Genomic DNA, 23629 nt, shown 5'->3' with positions numbered 1-23629 from the left:
TGGCAGATATCCAATTACCACAACTGGAGCTTCAATCCAGCGTGATAACTGACGATTCCACAGGCCACTGACAGATTTAGACTTCGAACTCCTCCACTGCCGTCATCCGCTGCGCTGCAGGGCATCGGAATCGTGAGGATTTGATCGCACTGTGTCCTGATCGGCTCAGGTAATCCGATGTCCTCGCGTCCGAACAGCAGAACATCGCCGTGTTGAAAATCCATCGACTGAAGAGTCTTCCCACCCCGACGGCTACAGCCAATCAACCGAGAAGGCTGTGGAAGGCTGTTGAGAAAGTGGTCGAAATCCGCATGGACGGAAAGATCAACGAAAGGCCAGTAATCCAGTCCTGCCCGTTTGAGGTGACGGTCGTCAATCGAGAAACCGAGTGGCTCGATCAGTGCGAGAGGTAGCCCGAATGCTGCGCAACTCCGCGCAATGCTGCCGGTGTTGGGTGGAATCCTCGGTTCGAACAACGCAACTCTCAAGGGCATAGAAGCCAGTGTCATTGTTTGGGCACCGCACATCCGAGTTCATGGAGATCAAGAGCTCGACCCTGAACAACCAGCCAACTTGCCGAAGCAATCGTTTCAAGCTGTTGGGCCAACCGACCTTGACGATCACGAAATCGTCCACCAATAGCCGTTGCTGGCACCACTCCCCAGCCTGTTTCTTCGATCACTAACACGACAGGTCGTTGTCGCGCTTGAAGACTTGTGATCAGATCTGCTTCTAGTTGCAGCCAGTCGGCTGGAGACGCTTCCAAATGCCATGCCGTGAATGCTCCCAAAGCATCAACCAGGACGGTGTGATTGGTGGGAATTGTGTTCAAAGCTTTGGACAGATCAGATCCACTTTCAATAATCTCCCAATGAGATGGACGCCGTTCGCGATGGAGACGAATTCTTTCCTGCCATTCGTTGTCGTCAGGCCGTGAGTCGGATGTGGCGACATAACTGACGGGACTGTGTTTTGAGACCAGATGTTCGGCCCAGCGGCTCTTTCCGCCGCGGCTAGGTCCGCTAACGAGGATCAAACCATTTAAGGGCTTAGCCACCACCGTTCATGCCACGCAATGTGGCCACAGAGGACGGACTGACACGGTTGAGATATCGGAAAATCCAATACTTAAAAATTGTCGCAAGGATCACCGGGAATGTAGCGATGAAAAGAAGAATGAAATTCTCTCTGGCTGGAAAGCCAAAATGATTGGCGATTCCGTCAAGTAGAACCGTCCATCCCTCAGGGCTGTGAAATCCAACAAAAATATCGGTAAAGAGAATGATGGCGAAGGCCTTCGCTGAGTCACTAAGTCCGTAAACCGCTTCATCAAAGAATCCTCGCAGCACTCTTAGCTCTTCGCGACTAAACAGACAAACAACAACGAAAGCCACCGTTGCAGCAAGATCTGCTAAAACATTTTTGATCGCATGGGTACTTTCTGAGTCAGCCTCTTCCTTTAATTCTTCGGCTTTCACAGATAGCTTTTGTTGAAGCTCTTCCTGAGTAGGAATTGAGTCGCCACGAAGAAGAGCATCAAATTCAATCTCAGCTTTAAAAACCCGGAGTTTCTCAACGGCCTGCTCCTCGAGCTGAGGCTTTGGATAGCTGAGGAAAGGAAGATCTGGAGCAAAGTGATCAACCGCCGGACTGATCAAATAAGTGCGGCTAACCTGTTGGACCAACAACGGTACAAGAATCAGCAAAAGCAGCACCTTCAATGAGATCAGTGTTGAATCTCTACGACGTCGGAACCCTGCAACCAGCGTCGCTTCTGCGGCAGGGTTGAGCTGACGACGCAAGGTGTCGAAGATACCCAGCAAGGAGCGGGGCAGAGGATCAGGCGCTCGACTGATGGTTGGCGCTGATGCTGTACGCCTGGGGCTGTAGCGATTGACAACACTCTCAATTAGTTGAAGCTGTCTGATTTCCTGTGTATCAAACTGTGCACGTTGATATTCAAGTTTGTCGAGAGATGATCGACAAACATTGATAGCGGCCCTGAACTTGCGAAGGATCGTGGCTTGAACAGTTGAGGGAACAGAGAGCTCCAGGTCTGGACGTATTGGACGGTCACCGTAATATTCAAGCTCAAGACTTTGAATCAGAAGCGCCGCTTCGTAACCACGATCGAGTTCTGAGTTCACATTGAATGACTTGGTTCCGCCGAAGGTCCCAAGCCAGTTACGTCCTGCCATCGTGTCGTTAGCTGGAGAAAATCCACCAGGTCGCCATTGGTACTATGGTGCCGACGACCAGAAGAACGACAACCCATGTAAAGGCGTTGCTTTCTTCAGTTTCTTCAGCTGTAGGAATATTTGTGGGGTTGGACGCAAGTTCAAGTTGAACAGGTGGACCAGGATCTTCTCCTCCATTCAGCACAATTTCGATTCGGCTCACACCATCGAGGGTGGCTTGTCGAAAGCGATCGCCATCACGCAACGGTTGACTCATGGTTGTGCGTCCTGTGCTGCGTAACAGGGACTCAGGCAGCTGGTCAAGCAGTTCTTTGGCTGCGACAACTGTCGCCTGCTTGCTCTGTGTTTCCTCGAGGAAGATCAGCAGGGGGCGATCAGTCAGGTTGGACTCCTCTCCCCAGCGTTCCAACAGCTCGTCTCCAAAAGAGGAAAGACTGAGTCCGTAGTCGAGTCGTCGCAATGTCACCAAACGGGCATCGACATGAAACTGATTCAGTTCCTGCAATCGGGTACTGATCTCGTTCCTGCTGGCCCTGCTGAGCACATCACCTGAATCGAGCACAACTTCTTCAGGCAATGAGAGCGGAAAGTCCTGTGCGGAAACTGCCACCGCCGCTGGAACAGCGATCAAAAGACAGAACACAGCAGACAGAAGCCCTCCAACGAGGTGGTTCAGACGCTTCATGGTTAGGAGCATTGTGGTGCCAGTCTGCCTTCAGGAGGAAAGGCTGTCGCGATGTAAGGCCATGATCGCCTCCATCACAGCCAGAGCACGACCATCAGGAAGCGACAGTCGCTCACAAAGTTGGTTCAGAAACAACTGTTCTGCTGGTGAGACATCCCTGTCGGCATGGGTGAGTTGAACCGCCACCGCCAAAGCCGTCTCCTGCTGGATGGGTGACAGCGCAGGGAGTGCCTCAGTAACCAGCTGGTTCACTCCTTGCTCGCGGAGCGTGAACAAAAGCCGATCGAATAACGCTCCCATTTCCTGTTCTGTGCGGTCTTTATAGGGAGTGCGGTACTCCAGTGATCGTCGGAGCGCATGGGCTTCCTCGCGTCCAAGGGTGCCGTCGCAGGCCACCGCAGCGAGTGCGATCGAGGCAAAAGCTTCTACGTCCGTCATCACCACTGGTCAGTGCTGCCCCATTTGAGCAAGAGTGAGCTCTTCTGACCGCAGGACTCTTGAGACCATGCCAGGCGCCGCGCGACTCAGCCTGATCTCCGGACTTTTGGTGTTGGGGCTGGCTGTCTTCAATGCTTTGACAGCCGGGACATTCACACCGGCTCTGCAGCGAGCAGAAGTGCTGTCCGGTATGGCTGCTGTTGGCCTGATGCTCGTGGCAGTGCTTTGGACCCGGGCTGTTCCGCGCAATCCCAAAGCTGTCAAACTTGTGGGGGAGCAGGGTCTTGAAATCGCCGCTGGACTGTCCGAAAGCCTGCGCACGGAATTGGCATGGGGAAGCCACCAGTTTCTGACGGCCACCTCGGCGGCAACGATCCTGGTGAATTGGGACGAGAAGGTGCTGCTGAGACGTGGCCTGATCACGAAGGATCCGTTCTCCCCTGGTGACATCTGTCGACGCAGCACGGATCGACAGGCCCTGGTATCACTCGTCCGAACGGCGCTGTACCCAGGTCGTCAGGAATTTGATGCTGTTCTGCCAGGTCTACCTGCGGTGATGATTCAGCCCCTCGGACAGCGTGGATGGATTGTCCTCGGAGGCTGGTCAGAGCGCTGCTTCACACGATCCGATGAACGGTGGCTAGCGGGTTGGGCAGAACGTCTCAAAACTCAACTGGAGCAGATTTCCGTGATCGAGGACTCTGATCGACAGATTGATCCGAAGGAAATCTGACCTGGGATTCAACCTTTCCACCAGGCGCGGTAAAAGTGATCCGACCTTTCTCCCCAACCTGACCCACCAGTTTGCTGGCACGGGTTTGCTGGTCATTGGCCTCACGCTTTAACAGCACATTCCCCTCCGCAAGAACCTCTTCGGTGCCCCAGTTCCAGCGACATGTCGTCGCATCGAGCGCTTCAGAGGGCTGTTCAATCTTGCAATCACCCTTGATCACAACAGTGGTGTTCTGCAGCTGAGCCTCAAAAGCATTGCCAAAGATCCTGGTGCCGTCGAGTTCCGCTTTGAAGGGTTGCTCGCTACGCACGATCTGTGTTCGAAAATTCCAGGTGGTGTCCTGAGCCTTGAGCACACCTTTTTGGCGTGGCATCTGGACAATCACTGGAGCCATGACCTTCAAGTCACCAACTGTCGTGTTGCCTTGGAGACTCTTGCCCTGAAGCTGCTCAAGCACCGTTCCTTCCTGATCACGTCGCTGTGCCAGAACAGGTCCCTTGGCATTCAGCAGACCAGAGTCGAGATTCCACTGGGCTAAACCGGTTCTGAGTGTTGTATCCGGTCTGGATGGATCGGAATCCTCAGACCAGCGCTCAAGCTTGACAATTCCCTTGAGCGTTAGGTCGTTCGTGGTTTGCAGGAGCTGCGCTTTGCTGGCACTTATCCGGGACTCCTTGTCCGTGGCCCTGGGACGCTGCTCAATCAGCAAAACCCCCTGCTGTGGCCTCCAACGCAAACGGTCTCCCTGAATCAGAAGCTTGGAACCGTTGAGTTGCTGCAGCCTGACATCCCCTTCAAGCAGGATTTGCTCGCCATCATTGACGACGAGTGCAAGATCGGATCGCACTTGAAATGATGGCTTTCCATTTTTGTAGAGAACACCGATGGGCTGACGGGCGCGAACGAGACGTCGATTCAGCTCGTAACGGGCTTCCGGACTGTTCAGACTCCAGTCCATCAATCCTTGCTTGGTCTTCTGTTCGAGTTTGAGCGAGCGAAAAACGAAGGGTGGTGCCTGAACCGTTGATGCAGGTTTTTCACTGACACAGCCCGTCAGCAGCAACAGGGACATCATCAGACCAGTACGAAGGTGACCTGTTGCGTTCATCAAGGTCATCAGAGTGGTGATTCGAGCTCAAGTCTCTGCATGACAGGTTCCGGCTTGGGAAGGGCTGATCCAGGAAGCAGCTTTCCCCAGTTCAGATGATCGTTCCACGATCCAGAAATTGCACAGAGACCCAGCTGGGTAAGGATGCGTTCACTGAGATCAGGCACAATCGGCTGCAGAAGAATCCCCACAATCCGGGAACATTCCAGAACGGCATAAAGATCTTCACCAACCTGAACTTCCTGTCCTGGTTGCTTCATCTGACTCCAGGGAGCTTGTTCGTTGAGGAAACCATTGGTGTCGATTGCCAACTGAAGCACTGCTTCAGCAGCCTTTTGAAAATTGAGCTCCGGCATCGACGTCCGAACCTGCTGAATCGTCAGCTCTGCCTTGCTGCGCAGTGCATGCTCCACACGAACGGACTCACTCACAGGAGGTAAGCCGTTGTCAAACCATTTTCTGGACATCGATGAAGTGCGGTTGAGTAGGTTCCCGATCGTGTTGGCGAGATCGTTATTCACCAGATCCACAAATCGCTGCTGCTGGAAATCACCGTCTTCACCGAACTGAATATCTCGAAGTAGGTACCAACGCACTGCATCTGCTCCGCAGCGTTCAAGCAACAGTTGAGGATCCAGCACATTGCCGAGAGATTTGCCCATTTTCAGGCCTTCGCGGGTCAGGAATCCATGTCCGAAGACACTTTTGGGTAGCGGCAAACCAGCCGACATCAACATGGCTGGCCAATAAACGGCATGAAAACGCAGGATGTCCTTACCAATCACGTGCACGCTCACCGGCCAGCCTGCACTGCTCAGACGATCCAGATCGACTGGACCTCCATCATCGAGCAAAGCTGTCAGATAACCAAGCAGAGCATCAAACCAGACGTAAAAGGTATGACCGGAATGGCCCGGCACTGGGAGCCCATGGGACACATTCACCCGTGAAATTGAGAAATCACGCAAGCCTCCGGCCACGAAATTTTCTACCTCTTTGCGACGACTTGTTGGAGCAATGAATCCAGGCTTAGCGATCAGCGACTCAATTGGCTTCTGAAAATGTGAGAGACAAAAGAACAGGTTTTCTTCATCGCGCCATTCAAGAGGCTTCAGGTGGGTAGAGCAGCAAGGTGATTCAGCATCAGCAGGGTCGTCCTTGAATTCCTCGCAGTCGACGCAGTACCAACCCTCTTGATGACCGGTACGGATATGACCGGCGGCTTCACAGCGATGGAAAAACTCCTGAACCAGGGGAAGGTGACGCTTGTTGGTGGTTCGGACAAATCGATCGTTACTGATCTCCCATCTCGACCAGAGATCGATGTATTCGCGGCTGATCAGATCACAGTGGGCTTGTGGGCTGATGTTGCGAGCCTCAGCCGTGCGCTGGATCTTCTGACCGTGCTCGTCCACTCCTGTGACAAACAGAACCTGCTGTCCCTCAAGGCGCTGGAAGCGGGCCAAGGCATCACAAGCGATGGTTGTGTAGGTGCTCCCTAGATGCGGCTTGGCATTGACGTAATAGAGCGGAGTTGTGAGGCTGTAAGTCATCGCTTCGGCGCTCTCCTTTGGCCCCTGGCTCTGGGGCAGGATCTTAACGACCCTCTTTCCGGGTCTCTGATCTTGCGCCCCCGATGTCTGCAGCAAGCGACTGAGTGAGGTCTGATTTAGAGGCATGCCTCTCAGCCAGGCCAACTACCGACTGTGGGTGCCGTCCTCGTTCAGGAACGGAAAAGACCATGACCGTCAGCATTGATTCTGTGGACGTCCTGGTCTGGGGAGGGGGGACTGGTGGAGTCGCAGCGGCAATTCAGGCGGCACGTGGTGGTGCCTCCACCCTGCTCCTCACCCCGGGTTCATGGCTTGGCGGAATGGTCAGTACTGCCGGTGTGTGCTGTCCTGATGGCAACGAACTGACTCCATGGCAGACAGGACTTTGGGGAGCGTTTCTGCGAGAACTGGAAGCAGCTGAGCCAGAAGGACTGGACCAGAACTGGGTGAGCTGTTTCGGCTACAGACCCCAAACAGCGGAGAGCATTCTTCAGAACTGGCTGCGTCAGGAATCCAGGTTGGTTTGGTGGCCAGGTTGTCGGTTGCTGAGTGTTGAGCGTGCGGGCTCTCTGATCACAGGTTTGTGCTTGGAGGTGGATGAGGAGGTGCGCACGGTGACATGCCGAGTTGTCATCGATGGCAGCGATCGAGGTGATCTTCTGCCCATGGCGAATGCACCGTTCCGTTTTGGCTGGGAGCCGAAGGAACAGTGGGATGAGCCCAGTGCGCCATCGCAGCAACGTCTGAGCGCAGATTCTTTTTTTAAAACTCAACCCGTGCAGTCACCCACCTGGGTGGTGATGGGCCAACTGCAGAGTGATCAGCTTGCCGATCACTGCCACCAAGAGGTTCAAGCTGTTGTCTCACGATTAGCTGACCCCTTTCATGGAGCTTGTGAGACATTCGGACTGGAAAAAACCATTACCTACGGACACTTGCCGTCAGGTCTGGTGATGCTCAATTGGCCATTACGCGGCAATGACTGGCATCGAGGATTAGAACGAGCATTCTTCGCTGATCCAGACCAGGAAGCTGTGCTGTTTAGCGAGATGCAGGAGCACAGTCTCTGCTTTGCCGATGCGTTAATCAAGGCCACTGACGGATGGCTGCAACTCGGCCAGGCCTTTCCCAGCAGCGCTGGAAGTCCTGCACCCTGGATTGCCGCCATGCCGTATTGGCGTGAGGGTCGCCGAATGATTGGTCGCACCACGGTGATTGAACAGGATCTGCTCCCCCTGGCTGAAGGGGAATGTATGTCTGGCCCACCAGTCAATGACAGTGGAATTCTGCAGTCGATTGCGGTGGGCAATTACGCCAATGACCATCACTACCCCGGTGATGATTGGCCGTTAGCTCCCAAAAGTTGCCATTGGGGCGGTCGCTGGACAGGAACACCCTTCTGCATCCCTTTCGGAGCTCTGCTGAGTGATGCCATCGATAATCTCCTGATGGCAGACAAGGCCTTCAGTACGAGTCACATGGCCAATGGCGCCACCCGATTGCAGCCTTTGATCATGAATGTGGGACAAGCCGCCGGAGCAGCGTCCGCTCTCGCCGTGGAATCAAACCGGCAACCCTCTGAATTATCGGTGCGCAGTTTGCAGAATCGGCTGATCGGAGATGCCATCGCTCCATCGGCAGTCGCACCTCTCTGGGATACTCCCTGGCATCACAGTCAGTGGTTGGAGCGGCAGACAGCAACCCTCAATCAGGAGCCCCTGGCGGTAGCTCCTCCGGAAACATTGGACTCAGGCAGGACACTGAAGGCGATGGTCAGTCCTGATAACGAGGGTGGCTACATAATCCACGTCGAAGGGGATGATCCCTGCCAGTTGATCACCTTGGAACCAGCAGTGAACGAGAGACTTCAGACCATCAACAAACCGACCAATATCAATGTGCAGGGCACACACAATCCTTGGGGAGGATGGTTTCGAACATCCTCATTGCGGTGATCAACAAGCCAGGGCAAGCAGTCTGAGTTGGTCACACTGGGAATCCACCTGATCAACCCGCAGCACAAGAGCATCTCCAGGCACCGATCCCGTGGGGCATTCAGCAGCAACATCCATGGCCAGATCATCGAGACGAACTAACCCCAGCCGATCCTGAGGTCTCAACCAGCGCAGGAAATCCACTCGCCACTGATCGCTCTGATGACGTTCGAACCAGACCTGTTGCCAATGGCGCTGATCCTCCCTTGAGATCGTCAGACCTTCGCGTACAGCAGTATCAAAGGTGTTGATCAGGTCCTGCATCGATTGTTCACTCAGTGGATCTTCAGCGTTGATCACAGCGGCGATCTGGCGTTGTACAACAAGATCCCCGTAGCGGCGGATCGGCGAGGTGGCCTGTGCGTAGGCCTGGAGGCCAAGACTGAAATGGGGCGAGGGTTGGGTTCCCATTAGACCGCGGCTCAGGCAACGCTTCATTGCAGCAAAGCGAACAGCTCCATCAGGTAGCTGTTCCAGCTCAGAAGCAGGGGGAAGATCGGCTGGGAGCTGACTGCGATACGGCAGAGCCAGATTGTGAGTCGATCCGAATCGAGCGGCAACGGCCCCAGCGAGAATCATGGCCTCAGCCACCATTGTCCTGGAGGGACTTGGCTCCGTGACCTGCACGGACAACTCGCCATCACGGCATCGGATACGGCCCTCAGGCAGCTCCATCTGAAGCGCACCCCGATCAGTCCGCCAACGACGTCGCCGTTCCAGCAACTCATGAAGTTCAGCAAGATCCGTCTCTTCAGGTGGAGCGAGATCAATCAGTTCATCGGCATCGTCATACGTCAGGCGGTAACGGGGGGTGACCCAGCTACGCAGGATCCCAAAATCGGTAACGTCGCCATGCGGGTCGAGATCCACCCAGGTGCTCCAGGCAGCGTTATGGCGACCAGTCTTGAGACTGAAGGGGCCTGTCGAGAGCTCGGCTGGAAACATTGGAAGAGTGCCCCTCGACAGATAGAGACTGCTGCCACGCCGTCGAGCTTCAAGATCAAGGGGTGAACCCTCGGGGATCAATCGACCTGGATCAGCGATATGGATCCAGAGACGTTTGGAACCGTCTTGTCGACGTTCCAGAGCAATGGCATCGTCAATGTCATTCGTCTCGGCATCATCAATGGTGACGCAGGTCTGAGCGGTGAGGTCAAGTCTGTTCTCATCCTCCGGAGTCGTCCTGTCACACTTTTCGACTAGTTCCTTGGCTTCAAGAAGCAGATTTTCACTGAATCCGTTGCTCCAGGGCGTACCGGCGATTGAGGCCGGTCGATGTTCATCCCACTGGCCTAGCTGAATCAGCAGATGACGGAGATCTTTGGCATTGGCTTCCACTCGAGCAGTTTTCAAAGACTGCGAGAGCTGAAAGTCGAGTTCGATCGCCTCAGCACCGTCACCAACCAGCTGTTGCAGGCTTTTGATCCACTGCTGGTGCAGAGGGTCAAGTGTATTGAAGACCAATGGTTGGCGGGCCTTCAAAAATTGGACCCACTGCTTGATTCGTAGTTCAGCTTTGACTTGTACACGCCGTTCAGCGCGTCGACTACGGATTTCGGCAGCAGGCCTTGCCTGAACCGCACCCTGCTTCCAACGAAAAAAGTCCTGGTTTCGATGCAAAGCCAGCCAACAGGCAGCTTTGCTCAACACAGAATCTGTACCGCAAGCCAACTCAGCAAAATCAGCTAGATCAACGGTCTCAGTTGATTCCAGCAGCAGGACCCATGTTTCGCCCCAGTCGCGACAGTTGGGACTGCATTCTTGAAGGTCATGCTCGTTGAAGGTCCAAGGAGAAACCCCCAGCCCAGTAGACGGGTCAACGTCGCCAGGCAGGGGGTGAATTAAATCGATGGTCCGAGCTGGAACAACTTGTTCCTTGCCTCGAAAGCCGACACTCAAACGGCGTTTGCTTCCTTGAGCAGCAAGAACAACAGCAAGCTGAGCTGATTTGAGGTCGCTGATGCCGACCAGATCTCCCGGTTTGCAGTCAACAGCGGCCAGGAATCAACCCTCGGGGTTCACGAAAGGCAGCAAAGCCACAATCCGGGCTCGCTTCACAGCATTAGTGAGATCACGCTGCTGTTTTGCAGTGAGACCAGTAAGACGGCGAGGCAAAATTTTGCCGCGTTCAGTAATGAACTTCTTAAGCAGATCCACATCTTTGTAGTCGATGGGATCGCCAGGCTTAATTGGAGAAAGGCGCTTCTTGAAGAAGGAGCTGGACATGAATCAGAAACGATTGGAAAACTGGATGAATAGCAGGCTCACTTGATCTCTTTGTGGAGAGTCATCTTGTTGAGTTGCGGGCAGAACTTCATCAGTTCCAGCCTTTCTGTAGTGTTCCGACGATTTTTCTCGGTCGTGTAGCGGGACACACCGGGAGATCGCTTTTCGGAAGCGGGAACGGACCGGCATTCGGTGCACTCAATGGTGACAACGATCCGGACGCCCTTGTTCTTGGCCATAAAGGACGTAGCGCCGCAGTTGCGAAGCGAAATGACGATCATCCACATTACAGGTTCACCACACCCCTGTTTTGGCTTCGGCCAGTGATTGCGAGTTCGTAAGATCATGCGCTGACTTCAAGCTCCCGATGCGGGTTTCTCTCTCCTGGCTGCAGGATCTAGTGCAGGTGAACGAGCCAGCGGATCAACTGGGTGAACGCTTGTCGATGGCTGGTTTTGAAGTGGAGGAGATGGAGGATCTCTCTCTCCTTGCACAGGGCGTTGTTGTCGGAGAGGTAGTGGCCTGCGATCGCCATCCCAATGCTGACAAACTCAGCATCTGCAAGGTCAATGTGGGCGCTGAGGAGCACCTGCAAATCGTCTGCGGAGCCAAAAATGTGCGTGCCGGCATTCATGTTCCTGTCGCCATGGTCGGAGCCGTTCTCCCTGCCGTGAACCTCACGATCAAAGCGGGTGAACTCCGAGGTGTAAGCAGTGAGGGGATGATCTGTTCTCTGTCTGAACTTGGTCAGACCAGTGATGTGGATGGGATTGCCATCTTTGAGGATCTCCTTGCTGATTCACCCTCTCCGGGAGAGCCAGTGGCGCCATCACTGGGCCTCAACGACAGCGTTCTCGAACTAGCCATCACAGCCAACCGGCCTGATGGATTGTCCATGACAGGCATTGCAAGGGAAGTGGCCGCACTGACAGGAGCACCCCTTTCACTGCCCCGGGCAACTGCTCCAGCCGTCACGCAAACGTTGGACGCTGACCAGCAGTCCACAGCTGCCATGGAGGCTGGGGGCCTTTACGGCTTGACCGAGGTCAAGGGCATCGATGGCTCATCCCGATCACCGCAGTGGTTGCAGCAAAGGCTGACCCGTGCCGGAGTGAATCCTGTGAATGCCGTAGTCGACATCACCAACATGGTGATGCTTGAACAGGGCCAGCCTCTGCATGCCTTCGATGCGGATGCACTGGAATCAATCAGCGGTACCGGAATCAGAGCAAAGGATTTTGGTCTTCGTCAGGCCCGTGAGCATGAGCTCTTCACAGGTCTGGATGGGCGTGAAATCGAATTGGATTCTCGTGTTCAAGTGGTGACATGTCGGGATCGTGCTGTCGCCGTAGCCGGTGTGATGGGCAGTGCCGAAAGCGGCGTCACCGATCAAACTCGCAGAATCTGGCTGGAATCTGCCCTATTCACCCCAACATCTGTGCGCAACGCCAGCCGAGCCACAGGACAGCGCACGGATGCCAGCAGTCGGTACGAGAAGGGTTTGCCGAGGGAAATCACACTGCTCGCAGCAGGTCGTGCTTTGTCCCTGTTCAGAGAAATGCTTGATGCTGAAATTGGCGACACCTGGGTTTGTGCAGCAGAAAAGGGAGAAGATCATGTTGTGAGCCTGCGGCGCAGCTCACTCCATCGCTTACTCGGATCACTTAAACCCTCAGACAGCACTGCTCAGCCTCAGCCGCTCGCTGAACATCAGGTCGAGTCCTGTCTCGCAGCACTTGGTTGTGAACTTACGTCCTATGCCGATGGGTGGAAGGTGGTTGTTCCCCCATCGAGGCGCATGGACCTGTTGCGTGAGGTTGACCTGATTGAAGAAGTGGCACGACTGGTGGGATTTGATCGCTTTCAGTCCCAACTCCCGGACCCGCTTCAACCTGGTCAGCTAACGCTCATTCAGCAGGCCGAACGACGTTTGCGTCAGCGTCTGAGCGCCTCAGGATTGCAAGAAATCACCACCTTGTCCCTCACCGGCGCCGATGAAGCCGATCCAACTCGCATTGCGATCAGCAATCCCCTGTTGGCGGAGACCAGCCATCTGCGCACTGCCCTCTGGCTGGAGCATCTTCAGGTTTGTCAGCGCAACCTTCAGGCGTCTCAACCTGGTTGCTGGGTGTTCGAGATCGGAAATGTGTTCAGCTCCGATGGCGCAGCGATCGATCAGGAAGCTCGGCTCTCGGGGGTGATCTGTGGCGATCGTCGTCTCTCGCGGTGGCAGTCCAGTGGAAAGCCACAACCTCTGAACTATTACGACGCCAGAGGGGTGCTCACCACCGTTCTGACTTCATTGGGAATTGAGGCCCAGGACCGTCGCCTCGCCGATGATGCGCGTCTGCATCCAGGCCGTGCAGCGGTTGTGGTGATTGAAGGTCGCCCTCTTGGCTGCTTCGGTCAATTGCATCCTGCTCTGTGTGCAAACCATGAGCTGCCGGCGGACACTTATCTCTTCGACCTGGACCTGTCACGCCTGCTGGAGGCAGCCACCCGCAGCAATCGCTGGAGCCCGCAATTCAAGCCCTACTCCACCCTGCCTTCATCGGAGCGTGATTTGGCGATGGTTGTTCCACGCAGCCTGGCAGCAGGGGATCTTCTGCAGGCCATCCGTAAAGCAGGCAAACCACTCTTGGAGTCGGTCGAATTGATCGATCGTTTTGAAGGCGGTCAGCTGGGCTCCGATCAGTGCAGTCAGGCCTTCCGGCTGCGTTATCGCGGCAAAGACAGCACGCTGACCGACGACATCATTCAGCCTGTTCATGACAAGGTGCGCCAGTCACTGGTCAAGCAGTTTCAGGTGGAGTTGCGCAGTTGAACCTCGACATCAACACCAGACATTCCAGGTGAGAGGTCTGAGGGAAGAAATCCATCGGCTGGACTCGTTCAATCCGATAAGGACCTGAATTTCCTGCCAGTTGTTTGAGATCCCTCGCCAAGGTTGCAGGATCACAACTCAGATACACCAATCGCTGCGGTGGATCACTGAGAATCATGGTGAGCACGGTGACATCCAGACCCTTTCGGGGTGGATCAACCACCAGAGCATCGTGCAGCGGCAACAGTTCGCTCAGGTTCCGAGCGACATCTCCATCCATGAATTGTGCTGTCCTAAGACCGTTGCGTCTTGCATTGCGTCCGGCATGGCGTACGGATGCAGCGCTAATTTCCAGACCGGTTACTTTGTGGCCAGCGGCAGCAAGCGGTAAGGCAATCGTGCCGATGCCGCAGTAGGCATCAATCACCCTTTGATGCTGTTGTGAGTCGGTAAGCCAGTCGCGGATGTGCTCAACTACCCGCTCGGCCCGGGGGGTGTTGACCTGAAAAAAAGTGGTGCTGCCAAGCTCCAGCGATAGATCGCAGAATTTCTCCTCGATCGCATCTTCACCCTGAAGACATAGGGTCTGCTCACCGAAAACAGCGTTACTGCGTTTGGGCTGCAGATTGAGCGTCACTCCCTTTAGCTGTGGCCAGCGACGCATCCACTCAGCACTCAGCGCACCCACTCCTTTCAGGGAGCGGGTGGCCGAAATCAGGGTGATCAGCACTTCACCGGTTCGGATGCCGATTCTTAGTCCCAGGTGACGAAGACCAGGCTCACCCTGCAGATCTGAATCCATGGGCCAGCTGGTGGATTCAAGATCCTGTTTGATTGGTGCAATCAATGCATCCAGTCGAGGATCCAGAACTGGGCAGTGATTGAGATTAACGATGCGATGACTGCCACGTTTGTAATAGCCCAGCCGCACCTTCGGGCCATCGCGACGCACCGGGATCAATGCTCGGTTTCTGTAGCCCAAAGATTCTTGGTCGGGACTCACCAGCGTGTTCACGTCTGGATCCAGCTGCCCAATGCGAGTCAGCGTGTTGATCAGTCGATCTTGCTTCCAGCTGTTCTGGGCCTCCACCGAAAGATGTTGCAAGGAACAACCACCGCAATCGCGGGCAAGAATGCACGGTGGTCGGCGGGCATGGGGGGATGAGGAGATAATTTCTACTCTTCGAGCCAGCCACATCCGCCGCTGACGCTGCTGGACTTTGACCTTGGCCTCTTCTCCTGGAAGCAGTTCAGGGACTGTGATCACCCAGCCATTCCAGCGAGCCAGACCTCGACCCTGCTGATCGAGATCCTCTCCAACGACATCGATGGTCAGTCCCGGATGCGGTGTTTCATTCATCGCTGTCATTGCAATGGCGTAACACCCCTCTGCTCCAACCCATGACTGGGGTTCATGCCCCTTAAACTGTTTCCAGCATGCCAGCCGTCATGAGCGTTGTAAGGGATCTGATCCTCCAGGCGGATGACGATCTGCGTTACCCGAGCAGTGGTGAGCTTCGCTCGATGGTCGAGTACCTCAGTCAGGGTGCTGTTCGTCTGTCTGTGGTACGGATCCTCACCGATAGCGAAAAGAAGATCGTTGATGAGTCAGCACGCCAATTGTTCGGTCTGCGACCTGAATATGTTGCCCCTGGCGGCAACGCTTATGGGCAAAAACAGCGAGCCCAGTGCCTGCGTGATTACAGCTGGTATCTGAGGCTGGTCACTTATGGAGTTCTTGCGGGTAGCACCGACATGATTGAGCAGATCGGTTTAATTGGCGCCCGTGAGATGTACAACAGTCTGGGAGTCCCCATGCCTGGCATGGTAGATGCCATGCGTTGCATGAGAGAGGCCTCCTTGGTACTTCTTTCAGATGAGCAGCAAAAAATTGCAGGTCCTTATTTTGATTATTTAATCAAAGGAATGCAGACCAGTACTTGATTAGTCAACTGAATTGTCTTCCTTAGAGTCAATCACAACAACTTTCTCACGTCTTAAATGAGTCTCTTCGTAAGACTTAAGCTGAGTCTTGATTGAGATGCTCGGCTGAGCTCTTAAGACCTCTTTGCTCCTGTTTCTCTTGTCGCAAATAAGACGCAAACACAGTCTCGAGTTAGTTGCATACGAGACTCCCAACACCTCATAACTCGCCTCCAGGGCCACGATTAATTCGTCGGCATCAGCGATACCTTTTGATCTGTCAATTCGCTCGTAACTCTCTTTGGCCGACAGGAAGTGCTTGCGTCACTGTGTCAATAGCAGAGACGCAGGCAGACAAAAGCCCCTTCTCACTGGCCTCAGGGGTCTTCAGGGAAGACGGTGGACAGACTAATTGGCCCTCTGGACATGGGCCGAGGCTTTCCGGTTGCCTCGCGCAGATGGGGTCGAGCAAAGAATTGCGTTTCAAATTCACCTTGTAACCAATCAAGGGCACAAATAAAACGATGAAAAAAATTGATCTTGATAGAAACCCGTTGGACTTTTCAAATCAGAAGCCCTAAGGAGGAATTACCTTCAATTCCATGAGTCTTAATTGAGACCACTAACGGGTCTCATCGCAAAGCTCAGCTAAGACTACTGAGACTGTTCTTTTTGGCGATAAAGCTCTTTCAGCATCTGGTAGGCCTCGTTTAAGCGGCGCATGGCATCGGTTGAACCTCCAGAGTCAGGGTGAAACTCAACAGCTTTGCGTTTGTAGGCATCCCGGATCGAACGTAATGTCAAAGACTGACCAGCCTGTGTAGGCAACTCGAGTTGTTTGAGTGCCCCATGCAGGGTCATCGTGGATTCAAGTGTTTCGAAGGATGTGACCTTACGGCTCCGTTTAAACCGACTGACGAAACGACGAATCAGTGTTGGGATGCGATCTTGCACTGAAGCGCTGGCGAACGGATCTTCAAGCACTGCGGCAGCAACAATTACCTGCTCAAAGCGAGGAGAAGGAACCATCCAGCTTTTGCAAAATTCCATCATGGAAAGATTGACCTGACTCCAAGTAAATGTGCGTCCCTCAGATCCATCGATATGGGGCCAGATGTCACGGGCCATCCAGAGCATCACAGCCTCCATCACGGTGGGGCCGGGGTTGGAGCCATAAAGATTGAGCCAATGGTTCAAAGCCACATCAAACCAATCTTTGATCTGTTCATCGCTGATCACAGGCACAAGCGGAATCTCCGTCGTGGGTTGACTCCGTGGTGTCAGGCTTTCGCGAATCGCAGTGCTGCGCTTACGAACGAAACCGGGCAAATCAATACCAACGCCAACGGGTGCTGCACTGCGGGTCGGTGGTAGTGGTTCGATGGGTCGATCGTCGTGGCGTGTCGTATCAAGCCCACCGGCTGAACCCACCAGGACAATGGCGCGATCCTCATCGTATCGAGGTTGCTGACTCGGTTCTGTGACAAGTAGAGCCTTGGAACCCTCCTCAGCGTCTAAAGCAGCTGGCACCGCTGTGCCCTCCGAAACCTGATCAATCCGTGGATCAATCAGCGCTTCAGATTCTTCATCTTGACCGTCGTCTGGTTGAAAAATCTCCTCAAGCAGCCGACGGAGACATTCCCCTCTGGACCGGGTCTTCCAGTCCTTGCGAAGCTGATCAATCTGGTCGACGAGCTCCTCGGGTAATTCCAGGCTGATGCGCTTGCCGCTCATAAGGCTGTGACGTTCTGACCGTCAAGCAGGTTTGATTATCGACCCTGCAGTCGACGCAACCATTCCTGTTGGGCACGGATGGCGTCACGGTAACGCTGCTCGAGGCTGCTGTTCACTCTTGACGGCATGATCATCGCAGGAGGCATGGCATTCGTTCCACCTCTTGGCGATACAAGAACTGGAGGGGGTGGAGTTGCGGTGGTTCTGGCAGGCTTTTGAACGGGCTTAGCGACAAGCGCGGCAGGCCTCACCCCTGGAACAGGTTGCGCATGAACCGCCGGTGGCGCTACTTCAGGCTTGACTTGTCGTGTCTTCGCTTCAGCTTGCGCCTTGCGAGCCGCTTCAAGCATCTGTTGACGTTCACGCAGCATGGCCAGCTGAGTGACCGGAACCACGCTGAGCAGATGACCCGGCGTGGCATCGGCTGGATAAACAACACTCACCATGACAGGGTTGACTGCTCCACGTTTGAGATCAAGATCAGCAATGGAGAGGCTTTGCCCTGAGCGCATGCCGACATGAACCTCCTGATAGCCCTGATCAGTTCTGATACCGATCGATCCACGGAACGCTGTGAATTGTGAGCGGCCGGAAGCAACAGGGTGACTGAGAACAAGTTCATGTGCCCCCTCTCCCGCCAGGTTCAGTTCAACGTCAAAACGAACCCCATAAGTACCAATATTGTTGACAGCTGAATCAACCATACGGGTACTAAGTTGATTGACCTGGATATCACGAGTTCCGAAATGATGCTTTCGAGTGCTAGTCAAAGGCACATGCAATGCGCCTTGAGAAAGATCATGCTGAATCGAAGCTTTATATTCATCGCCAAGTGCAACTCCTGCAACCCGTGAGAAAACCTGACCTGACTGAATTTCACGAATTCGATTGAGATAGATTCTTCCAGGCGCAAGTTGACCTCGATCAAGTACAGCAATCAGTGCACTTTCGTCTTGAGTTTCCTCCGCTGCAATCACGGCCATATGAAAGGGGCCGTCGCTTGTGCCACGCAAAAGACCATTCATGATCCCGCGAGCAGGAAGAATAGTACTGACGATCACTTTGCGGCTGTTTGGAGGAATGATAATTTCTCTAGAAAGCTTGCGATCAAGTTCGCCACGAAGAATCTGAACAGCTGTCGCATCTCCAGGACCAGTGTTCCAGGGCCTGGGGCCTAACGGCTTTACCCCCATCAATTTATTGGGATGATATGGCGCCTCGAAACTGTTTTTTACTGAACCTCTTTTGAACCGCAGAGTTACCGGTTTTGAACTGGGATTGATGGCAATGGCTGCAACAGTGAGTAGGCCTCTAGCTCTACGACCTCCAAGTTTGCTGGAATCCTGCGGGTAATATTTGTGATGCATATGCACTCCAAATTCACCGTTGAACGCGAAAGTGGAATTCCTCAGAGGTTGATTGGTTTCAGCGGCGATTGAGCTGCCCGGTGAAGTGTTAACCAGGATTCCTGGTCCCTTGACAATCTCAGGTTGATTCGAGTGCAGTACGGGCACATTGTTGAAGCTCCCGTTCAGAGGCCTTGCACGCTGACCGGCCATGAGCGGCACGTAGGCCTCTACCGGCCTGACAAACTCGGTCGCAAACGCCCCAACCGAGACGCCAATTAAGACCAGTGCTGGGATTCGGTGAGACACTCGCGACTGGTGACTGGCGGCCTGGAAGGGCTCAAGTTCCAAACTTAATCGCCAGAGGAAAAACCGCCAAGCGATTTCGATGACGCGGTGATGGGCCCTTTTTGGCCAGGATGGCACCAGTTATTGACACCCCGCAGATGTTTCCTCCTTTTGGCTGCTCCCCATGCGCAGACGGAGAATGGCAGCGTCATCACCAGGAGCGCAAACTGCGCATGATGCGCTTCTGGCGTGATGGGCTCGAGCGTCAGATCGCAGCTGTGACGGCCGCGATCAGCACTCTTGAACAGCAGATCGAACGAGATCAGGCCAGCTCCAGCTGAACACTGAGTTGTTCACGCAGCTGTGTAAGCCCGCGCTTGACACGGCGCTGAACGGTCATGGCGCTGACGCCAGTTTGTTGAGCCACGTCTCTCAGGCTTCGCCCTTTGAGGATCACCTCCACCAGAGCCCCCTGTTCGTTTCTGGTTAATCGATGCATGGCTTGTTCCAGTTTCTGCCGTCGTTCCATTTGATCCAAGACGTTGCCCTGATCAATCGCTTGGCTGATCAGTTCTTCTTCAAGCGGTATGAATCGGCGTTGTTGCGAGGCCGCATTAAATCCCGCGCCAGTGTCCCGATTGCTGATTTGGACGGCGCGAGGAAGTCGGATCATCGCGGCTTTATCCCGCAAATAGTGCAGAATCGCCCCCCTGATATGCGGTCGTGCGAAGACGGGGAATGGAATGTCTCTTTCGCCTTCATAGCGTTCAGCGGCCCTAAGTAAACCCAGCAAACCGACTTGCTGAAGATCGTCTGGATCTTGACCTGTTTTTGCCGCGTAACGTTTGGCCAATGGTTTCACAAGCAGCATGTGGGTCTCAACCCGTGCATTTCGTCTCGTCGTCTGTCTGTTCATGGGTCGTTCGAATGGAGCGATGGACTCCTTCAGGCAGACATCACCGATCAGTTCACTGCATCCGTGAAACCACTGAGGTCCGGAACAACCTGCCTGAGCAACTGTTCACCACCGTGGTTCTGAAGCCAAGTCAGATCTGAACGTTGGGTCGCGAGCAGATAACCAGCAAATCCCAGTGCGTTGACACTGAATCCCTTGTCTTGGTCTTGACTGCGTTTGATCAACGCCATCCATTTTTCGGTCAATAGCAAGTTGTAAGGAACGGCGGGAGGCTGATGTGTGGACTGATCACCGAGTCCTAATCGTTTGGCCAGTGAGCGATAGAGATCGTGGAGGAGATCAGCCTCGACGTCTGGATTTCTTGATTGGGGACGTTGAGCGATGACACAGCTCTTGACCAGCGGATCGGTGATCTGACCGTTGTCCGTCGTGGCAGCTGGCATTTGCAGTCGATCCGTAAACCAGGACAGTCGCGGGCAGATGCGCTCCCCGGGGTGACGGGGCAACAGCTGAAGATGACGATGGGGCTGACTTGCGCCGGCTCTGGGACCGCTGTTGAAGAACCACAGACCTGTGCTGTCCCGGTCGACCCGCACCAGGGCACGCCAATCATCAGGTTGAAGCCAGTTGATTTGGGATGCCCAGCCTTGGGTGATGAGCAGCATGTGCCCGCACTGAACGGGGTATTTGTTGAGGATCAAAACATGACTGTGGTAGATGCGTTCGATCTCCAGTTGCGCGTCCCAGGGACGAAAAGGGTTGGGTTTGGGCCCTTCTGGCCTGTGATGTTTTGGAAGTGCGGCATTCAGCTGCCGCAGTTCGAACTGCTCCGCACTGGGCCCCGAGAACTCGATGGTGGACGTACTGAGAGGAACCAGAGCACCACAGCTCCTGGCTTGTTCAGAGCGCTCCAGGGCCTTCGACCAGAAATGCTTCTCACCCATCGGATTTGATCCTTGCCAGCGATGCACCGGCGTAATACCTGCCAAGGATCTCGTTGAATCGAAGCCCCTGTTGTGCCAGCTCCTGAGCACCATGCTGACTCATGCTTGCACCAAGATGTCCGTGCGCTTCATCAGAGATTTTTTGAGTGGCTGCATACAACGACTCAACCAAGCCTCCTTTAAAGCTCAACACCAGTCCTCGTGTTAATTCAGTGGCCTGAATCGTTGAATCGCTGCTGGTTGTTCTTCCGGCGTAAGCCTGCCAGCGGGTCGTATCTCCAAGGTTCCAGTCGCTGGCCGCTGGGCGGAGCATATGAACAAGGCCATAGGAGCGAGCGGCTACGGCCTGAGCCTTGAGAGCTTCACCATTCCAGTGACTGGGCATTTCAGCTCCAACAACGGAAGCCACATAGCGCTCAAGGTTGATTTGGTTGATGGCGAGCCATCCCTGCCCCCTGTTGAGCAGATAAATGATTCCTTCGTAGGCACGACCGTTCACAAGCACCGATCCACGAGTACCTCCGCAACTCACAAGACCGGTGGTTGACTTGGCGAGCATTTCATTGATGACCTCTGGCTGAACAGGGATCCCACCCTGATTCCTGCAGTCAGCTCCGTTCTGAGTCTTGACTTGCCTCAAGGGACTCTGACTCAACAAGGCGATGCGTACCTGAGGATCCACGGTCTTCGTCTGGGGAAGCACCGCAGGGACAGATCCAGTTTTCTGCTGATGCTTCTGGTTGTTGCGCTGAGCTTCAGCATCGAACAATGCGCTAAGCAGAGCCTCTGTGTCTTGACTGGCTGTTTTGAAGCGCACAGCACTATTGGACCAAGCGATCAATGCGGCAAGCCCCGCACTCGCCGTCAGAGTCAGCAACAGTGGTCGAACGTGTCGCATACCCGCTGAGACGGCGTTCGAATCATGCCTGAAATGTGCACCGATAGCTGGCAAGGACGAGCTTTGGTGGTTGGAGCCGGCGGAATCGGCCGGGCATTGAGTATGGAGCTTGCACGTCGCCATCCATCACTGGAGGTGACGCTGGCGACCCGTCATCCGTTGTCGAATGACATCTGGACCGTTGACCTCCAATGTCCGGACAGTCTCAGCCAACTGACCGAACAGCTGATTGCCGATTCCCAGCCGCTGAGAGTTGTGATCAATGCGACCGGTCGTCTCCACGGTCCTTCGTACCAACCTGAAAAACGGCTTCAACATGCTGAGCAATCTGCTCTGCTCGATTCATTTGCCATCAACGCGGCCGGACCATTGCTGCTGGCCAAGTCAGTCGAGCCTGTCTTGACCAGAGACAGACCCTTTCATTTCGCGAGCCTGAGTGCCAGGGTCGGCAGCATTAGCGATAACCGCAGTGGAGGTTGGTATGCCTATCGCGGTGCCAAGGCTGCGCAGAACATGATGCTGCGTTGTCTGAGTCTTGAGTGGGGTCGGCGACTGCCGCTTGCCACCGTGACTCTTCTGCACCCTGGAACGACAGACACAGCCCTTTCGCAGCCTTTTCAGAGCTTTGTACCCAAAGAGAAGCTGTTCAGCCCTGAAAGGGCAGCAGGGCATCTCCTAGATGTCCTGCTGCATCAAACACCAACCGACAGCGGTCGGTTTCTCGCCTGGGATGGTCAGGACATTCCTTGGTGAGCATGCTTTTTGAGAATCTCCAGTGGAATGATCTCAACGGTGCTGCTCTCAGTGGAGTTCAACAGAACCGGCGGAGCCATTCCATCGTCATGGGCTTCCTTCCATCGAGGTGCACACACACACCAGTGATCTCCAGGTTGAAGACCTGGAAAACCAAACTCAGGCATCGGGGTACTCAGATCATTGCCCTGGGCACTGCTGTAGCTGAGAAAGCTTTCCGTCATCACGCAGCAGACGCTGTGACGTCCAAGGTCCCCCACATTGGTTCGACAGTGTCCATCTCTGAACCACCCGGTCATTGGTTGACAACTGCACACTTCCAAAGGGTTGCCTAATACGTTCAAATCATTGGTCTGGCCTTTGATCTCGGGCAATGTTTCAGAGCTCATGAAGCCATGGAATCCATGAGGAGTCTGCCGAAGGAGTGGCACATTCCGAGACAAGATGGTTGACGGATCCCGGGGGCGAGGCTGTAAAGGTCAATCAGTTATGCCTCCTCGATGGATTGGGAGTTCACTGAAGACGCAGCGTTCATCGCCCTCTGCGACGCCTTCCGCGAAAGCGGGGAACCCTCGGCGATTGAGTTTCTTGCCAATGGTGAGGGGGCACTCCACTTCCAGGACCTGTCCCAGAATGCTGCTGGAGAGGGAATCGACCTCAGCGAGTCAAGCGCACTCGACGAATTTCAGCAGGAAGTGATCGACACGATGGAAAAGCTCTCCCAGGAATGATCGGCAGAGCTCCATCAGAGACTTGGGTCAGCCGTAGAAGAAGCTGATCTCCTTGGCCTTGAGGCCCTCCCAGCCAGCATCGATCAGGCGCTGATTGAGTGTTGCCTGATCAAAATGCTTGGATCCAGTCTTGACCACCCGATTCCGCATCGATTTGCGCACCCCACTGCGCTTGCGCTGGCTTTCAAGGGTCATGACCTCCTTGTAAAGCGTCAACATCTGAGCGGGCAGAGGAGATCCATCCAGATCGATCCCTGCATTGATCGCTTCATCGATGGCGCCGGGCCCACTGAGATCCATGGTGATGCAGTTGAAGAAGGCTGCAGTCTGCAGCAGC

Annotated in this window: 25 protein-coding genes; 7 read left to right on the top strand and 18 right to left on the bottom strand. The window is 54.5% G+C overall.

What is annotated here, in order from left to right; all coding sequences use genetic code 11:
* Positions 1-14 precede the first annotated feature (14 nt).
* The 5 genes from SynBIOSU31_RS07010 to SynBIOSU31_RS06990 are packed head-to-tail and all read right to left on the bottom strand — an operon-like array spanning position 15 to position 3321.
* Positions 15-509: a tRNA (cytidine(34)-2'-O)-methyltransferase gene (locus tag SynBIOSU31_RS07010; protein WP_186492708.1), complete on the bottom strand. Its 495-nt coding sequence runs from the start codon at positions 507-509 to the stop codon at positions 15-17.
* Complete coding sequence (gene cobU / locus SynBIOSU31_RS07005; protein ID WP_255477409.1) at positions 506-1057, bottom strand: bifunctional adenosylcobinamide kinase/adenosylcobinamide-phosphate guanylyltransferase; 552 nt, start codon at positions 1055-1057, stop codon at positions 506-508. Before cobU ends, SynBIOSU31_RS07010 begins: the two co-directional genes overlap by 4 nt.
* Positions 1050-2198 (bottom strand): proton extrusion protein PcxA, encoded by a 1149-nt coding sequence (pxcA, locus tag SynBIOSU31_RS07000; protein WP_186492706.1) that lies wholly within the window; start codon positions 2196-2198, stop codon positions 1050-1052. Before pxcA ends, cobU begins: the two co-directional genes overlap by 8 nt.
* A 7-nt stretch (positions 2199-2205) precedes the next feature.
* Positions 2206-2883, bottom strand: coding sequence for a photosystem II repair protein Psb32 (psb32, locus tag SynBIOSU31_RS06995; RefSeq protein WP_186492705.1), 678 nt, complete (start codon positions 2881-2883; stop codon positions 2206-2208).
* 30 nt (positions 2884-2913) lie between these two features.
* Entirely contained in the window at positions 2914-3321 is a 408-nt protein-coding gene (locus tag SynBIOSU31_RS06990) for a tellurite resistance TerB family protein (protein WP_186492704.1), read from the bottom strand.
* A 67-nt stretch (positions 3322-3388) separates the two neighbouring features.
* Here SynBIOSU31_RS06990 and SynBIOSU31_RS06985 point away from each other — a divergent pair, with 67 nt between their 5' ends.
* The gene (locus SynBIOSU31_RS06985) at positions 3389-4054 is read left to right on the top strand and encodes a cofactor assembly of complex C subunit B (protein ID WP_186492904.1); all 666 of its coding nucleotides are present in this window, start codon (positions 3389-3391) and stop codon (positions 4052-4054) included.
* Here SynBIOSU31_RS06985 and lptC read toward each other — a convergent pair.
* The gene (lptC, locus tag SynBIOSU31_RS06980) at positions 3984-5162 is read right to left on the bottom strand and encodes an LPS export ABC transporter periplasmic protein LptC (protein WP_255477408.1); all 1179 of its coding nucleotides are present in this window, start codon (positions 5160-5162) and stop codon (positions 3984-3986) included. The two genes, SynBIOSU31_RS06985 and lptC, sit on opposite strands and share 71 nt — an antisense overlap.
* Before the next feature lie 8 nt (positions 5163-5170).
* A complete protein-coding gene (metG, locus tag SynBIOSU31_RS06975) occupies positions 5171-6715 on the bottom strand; it encodes a methionine--tRNA ligase (RefSeq protein ID WP_186492903.1) in 1545 nt (514 codons plus the stop codon).
* A 188-nt stretch (positions 6716-6903) separates the two neighbouring features.
* Between metG and SynBIOSU31_RS06970 the strand changes: the two genes are divergently transcribed.
* On the top strand, positions 6904-8670 hold the full coding sequence (locus SynBIOSU31_RS06970) for an FAD-dependent oxidoreductase (protein ID WP_186492702.1): 1767 nt from the start codon (positions 6904-6906) through the stop codon (positions 8668-8670).
* Here the strand turns inward: SynBIOSU31_RS06970 and SynBIOSU31_RS06965 are convergent, their stop codons facing one another.
* The 3 genes from SynBIOSU31_RS06965 to rpmG all read right to left on the bottom strand — a co-directional run bounded on the left by SynBIOSU31_RS06965 (position 8671) and on the right by rpmG (position 11174).
* Positions 8671-10608, bottom strand: coding sequence for a ribonuclease catalytic domain-containing protein (locus tag SynBIOSU31_RS06965; protein ID WP_186492701.1), 1938 nt, complete (start codon positions 10606-10608; stop codon positions 8671-8673).
* Positions 10609-10713: 105 nt separating this feature from the next.
* Positions 10714-10935: a 30S ribosomal protein S18 gene (gene rpsR, locus SynBIOSU31_RS06960; RefSeq protein ID WP_006041316.1), complete on the bottom strand. Its 222-nt coding sequence runs from the start codon at positions 10933-10935 to the stop codon at positions 10714-10716.
* Between the two features lie 38 nt (positions 10936-10973).
* Positions 10974-11174: a 50S ribosomal protein L33 gene (gene rpmG / locus SynBIOSU31_RS06955; RefSeq protein ID WP_066907761.1), complete on the bottom strand. Its 201-nt coding sequence runs from the start codon at positions 11172-11174 to the stop codon at positions 10974-10976.
* 128 nt (positions 11175-11302) lie between these two features.
* Here rpmG and pheT point away from each other — a divergent pair, with 128 nt between their 5' ends.
* Positions 11303-13759, top strand: a complete 2457-nt coding sequence (pheT, locus tag SynBIOSU31_RS06950) for a phenylalanine--tRNA ligase subunit beta (RefSeq protein ID WP_186492700.1) — start codon at positions 11303-11305, stop codon at positions 13757-13759.
* On the opposite strand, the gene rlmD is transcribed toward pheT, so the two are convergent.
* Positions 13728-15128 (bottom strand): 23S rRNA (uracil(1939)-C(5))-methyltransferase RlmD, encoded by a 1401-nt coding sequence (gene rlmD, locus SynBIOSU31_RS06945; protein WP_186492699.1) that lies wholly within the window; start codon positions 15126-15128, stop codon positions 13728-13730. The genes pheT and rlmD overlap by 32 nt on opposite strands.
* Positions 15129-15208: 80 nt before the next feature.
* Between rlmD and SynBIOSU31_RS06940 the strand changes: the two genes are divergently transcribed.
* On the top strand, positions 15209-15703 hold the full coding sequence (locus SynBIOSU31_RS06940) for an allophycocyanin subunit alpha-B (protein ID WP_186492698.1): 495 nt from the start codon (positions 15209-15211) through the stop codon (positions 15701-15703).
* A 633-nt stretch (positions 15704-16336) separates the two neighbouring features.
* Here the strand turns inward: SynBIOSU31_RS06940 and SynBIOSU31_RS06935 are convergent.
* On the bottom strand, positions 16337-17416 hold the full coding sequence (locus SynBIOSU31_RS06935; protein WP_186492697.1) for a ribbon-helix-helix protein, CopG family: 1080 nt from the start codon (positions 17414-17416) through the stop codon (positions 16337-16339).
* A 35-nt stretch (positions 17417-17451) separates the two neighbouring features.
* Positions 17452-18975, bottom strand: coding sequence for a DUF3370 family protein (locus SynBIOSU31_RS06930; protein ID WP_186492902.1), 1524 nt, complete (start codon positions 18973-18975; stop codon positions 17452-17454).
* A gap of 206 nt (positions 18976-19181) precedes the next feature.
* Between SynBIOSU31_RS06930 and SynBIOSU31_RS06925 the strand changes: the two genes are divergently transcribed.
* Positions 19182-19391: a hypothetical protein gene (locus tag SynBIOSU31_RS06925; protein WP_370593694.1), complete on the top strand. Its 210-nt coding sequence runs from the start codon at positions 19182-19184 to the stop codon at positions 19389-19391.
* Here SynBIOSU31_RS06925 and SynBIOSU31_RS06920 read toward each other — a convergent pair.
* The 3 genes from SynBIOSU31_RS06920 to SynBIOSU31_RS06910 are packed head-to-tail and all read right to left on the bottom strand — an operon-like array spanning position 19373 to position 21808.
* The gene (locus SynBIOSU31_RS06920; RefSeq protein ID WP_186492696.1) at positions 19373-19966 is read right to left on the bottom strand and encodes a sigma-70 family RNA polymerase sigma factor; all 594 of its coding nucleotides are present in this window, start codon (positions 19964-19966) and stop codon (positions 19373-19375) included. The two genes, SynBIOSU31_RS06925 and SynBIOSU31_RS06920, sit on opposite strands and share 19 nt — an antisense overlap.
* Positions 19967-20013: 47 nt before the next feature.
* On the bottom strand, positions 20014-20910 hold the full coding sequence (locus tag SynBIOSU31_RS06915) for an ATP adenylyltransferase (protein WP_186492695.1): 897 nt from the start codon (positions 20908-20910) through the stop codon (positions 20014-20016).
* On the bottom strand, positions 20903-21808 hold the full coding sequence (locus SynBIOSU31_RS06910; RefSeq protein WP_186492694.1) for a SpoIID/LytB domain-containing protein: 906 nt from the start codon (positions 21806-21808) through the stop codon (positions 20903-20905). Before SynBIOSU31_RS06910 ends, SynBIOSU31_RS06915 begins: the two co-directional genes overlap by 8 nt.
* Before the next feature lie 24 nt (positions 21809-21832).
* Here SynBIOSU31_RS06910 and SynBIOSU31_RS06905 point away from each other — a divergent pair, with 24 nt between their 5' ends.
* Positions 21833-22561, top strand: coding sequence for an SDR family NAD(P)-dependent oxidoreductase (locus SynBIOSU31_RS06905; RefSeq protein ID WP_186492693.1), 729 nt, complete (start codon positions 21833-21835; stop codon positions 22559-22561).
* On the opposite strand, the gene SynBIOSU31_RS06900 is transcribed toward SynBIOSU31_RS06905, so the two are convergent.
* Complete coding sequence (locus SynBIOSU31_RS06900) at positions 22543-22950, bottom strand: DUF2237 family protein (RefSeq protein WP_186492692.1); 408 nt, start codon at positions 22948-22950, stop codon at positions 22543-22545. The two genes, SynBIOSU31_RS06905 and SynBIOSU31_RS06900, sit on opposite strands and share 19 nt — an antisense overlap.
* A gap of 111 nt (positions 22951-23061) precedes the next feature.
* On the opposite strand from SynBIOSU31_RS06900, the gene SynBIOSU31_RS06895 reads away from it, so the two are divergent.
* Entirely contained in the window at positions 23062-23292 is a 231-nt protein-coding gene (locus SynBIOSU31_RS06895; protein WP_186492691.1) for a hypothetical protein, read from the top strand.
* 27 nt (positions 23293-23319) lie between these two features.
* Here SynBIOSU31_RS06895 and SynBIOSU31_RS06890 read toward each other — a convergent pair whose 3' ends face one another.
* Positions 23320-23592: a small RNA NsiR4-regulated ssr1528 family protein gene (locus tag SynBIOSU31_RS06890; protein ID WP_186492690.1), complete on the bottom strand. Its 273-nt coding sequence runs from the start codon at positions 23590-23592 to the stop codon at positions 23320-23322.
* Between the last annotated feature and the right edge of the window lie 37 nt (positions 23593-23629).

The organism is Synechococcus sp. BIOS-U3-1 (assembly GCF_014279975.1).
Taxonomy (GTDB): domain Bacteria; phylum Cyanobacteriota; class Cyanobacteriia; order PCC-6307; family Cyanobiaceae; genus Synechococcus_C.
This window is presented reverse-complemented; position numbering and strand designations above follow the sequence as displayed.

Coding starts and splice junctions, on each gene's coding strand:
- SynBIOSU31_RS07010 (WP_186492708.1), bottom strand. CDS start 509: ATGACACTGGCTTCTATGCCCTTGAGAGTTGCGTTGTTCGAACCGAGG.
- pxcA (WP_186492706.1), bottom strand. CDS start 2,198: ATGGCAGGACGTAACTGGCTTGGGACCTTCGGCGGAACCAAGTCATTC.
- psb32 (WP_186492705.1), bottom strand. CDS start 2,883: ATGAAGCGTCTGAACCACCTCGTTGGAGGGCTTCTGTCTGCTGTGTTC.
- SynBIOSU31_RS06990 (WP_186492704.1), bottom strand. CDS start 3,321: ATGACGGACGTAGAAGCTTTTGCCTCGATCGCACTCGCTGCGGTGGCC.
- SynBIOSU31_RS06985 (WP_186492904.1), top strand. CDS start 3,389: ATGCCAGGCGCCGCGCGACTCAGCCTGATCTCCGGACTTTTGGTGTTG.
- lptC (WP_255477408.1), bottom strand. CDS start 5,162: ATGAACGCAACAGGTCACCTTCGTACTGGTCTGATGATGTCCCTGTTG.
- metG (WP_186492903.1), bottom strand. CDS start 6,715: ATGACTTACAGCCTCACAACTCCGCTCTATTACGTCAATGCCAAGCCG.
- SynBIOSU31_RS06970 (WP_186492702.1), top strand. CDS start 6,904: ATGACCGTCAGCATTGATTCTGTGGACGTCCTGGTCTGGGGAGGGGGG.
- rpsR (WP_006041316.1), bottom strand. CDS start 10,935: ATGTCCAGCTCCTTCTTCAAGAAGCGCCTTTCTCCAATTAAGCCTGGC.
- rpmG (WP_066907761.1), bottom strand. CDS start 11,174: ATGGCCAAGAACAAGGGCGTCCGGATCGTTGTCACCATTGAGTGCACC.
- pheT (WP_186492700.1), top strand. CDS start 11,303: ATGCGGGTTTCTCTCTCCTGGCTGCAGGATCTAGTGCAGGTGAACGAG.
- rlmD (WP_186492699.1), bottom strand. CDS start 15,128: ATGACAGCGATGAATGAAACACCGCATCCGGGACTGACCATCGATGTC.
- SynBIOSU31_RS06940 (WP_186492698.1), top strand. CDS start 15,209: ATGAGCGTTGTAAGGGATCTGATCCTCCAGGCGGATGACGATCTGCGT.
- SynBIOSU31_RS06935 (WP_186492697.1), bottom strand. CDS start 17,416: ATGAGCGGCAAGCGCATCAGCCTGGAATTACCCGAGGAGCTCGTCGAC.
- SynBIOSU31_RS06930 (WP_186492902.1), bottom strand. CDS start 18,975: ATGGCCGGTCAGCGTGCAAGGCCTCTGAACGGGAGCTTCAACAATGTG.
- SynBIOSU31_RS06925 (WP_370593694.1), top strand. CDS start 19,182: ATGGCACCAGTTATTGACACCCCGCAGATGTTTCCTCCTTTTGGCTGC.
- SynBIOSU31_RS06920 (WP_186492696.1), bottom strand. CDS start 19,966: ATGAACAGACAGACGACGAGACGAAATGCACGGGTTGAGACCCACATG.
- SynBIOSU31_RS06915 (WP_186492695.1), bottom strand. CDS start 20,910: ATGGGTGAGAAGCATTTCTGGTCGAAGGCCCTGGAGCGCTCTGAACAA.
- SynBIOSU31_RS06910 (WP_186492694.1), bottom strand. CDS start 21,808: ATGCGACACGTTCGACCACTGTTGCTGACTCTGACGGCGAGTGCGGGG.
- SynBIOSU31_RS06905 (WP_186492693.1), top strand. CDS start 21,833: ATGCCTGAAATGTGCACCGATAGCTGGCAAGGACGAGCTTTGGTGGTT.
- SynBIOSU31_RS06900 (WP_186492692.1), bottom strand. CDS start 22,950: ATGAGCTCTGAAACATTGCCCGAGATCAAAGGCCAGACCAATGATTTG.
- SynBIOSU31_RS06895 (WP_186492691.1), top strand. CDS start 23,062: ATGGATTGGGAGTTCACTGAAGACGCAGCGTTCATCGCCCTCTGCGAC.
- SynBIOSU31_RS06890 (WP_186492690.1), bottom strand. CDS start 23,592: ATGGATCTCAGTGGGCCCGGCGCCATCGATGAAGCGATCAATGCAGGG.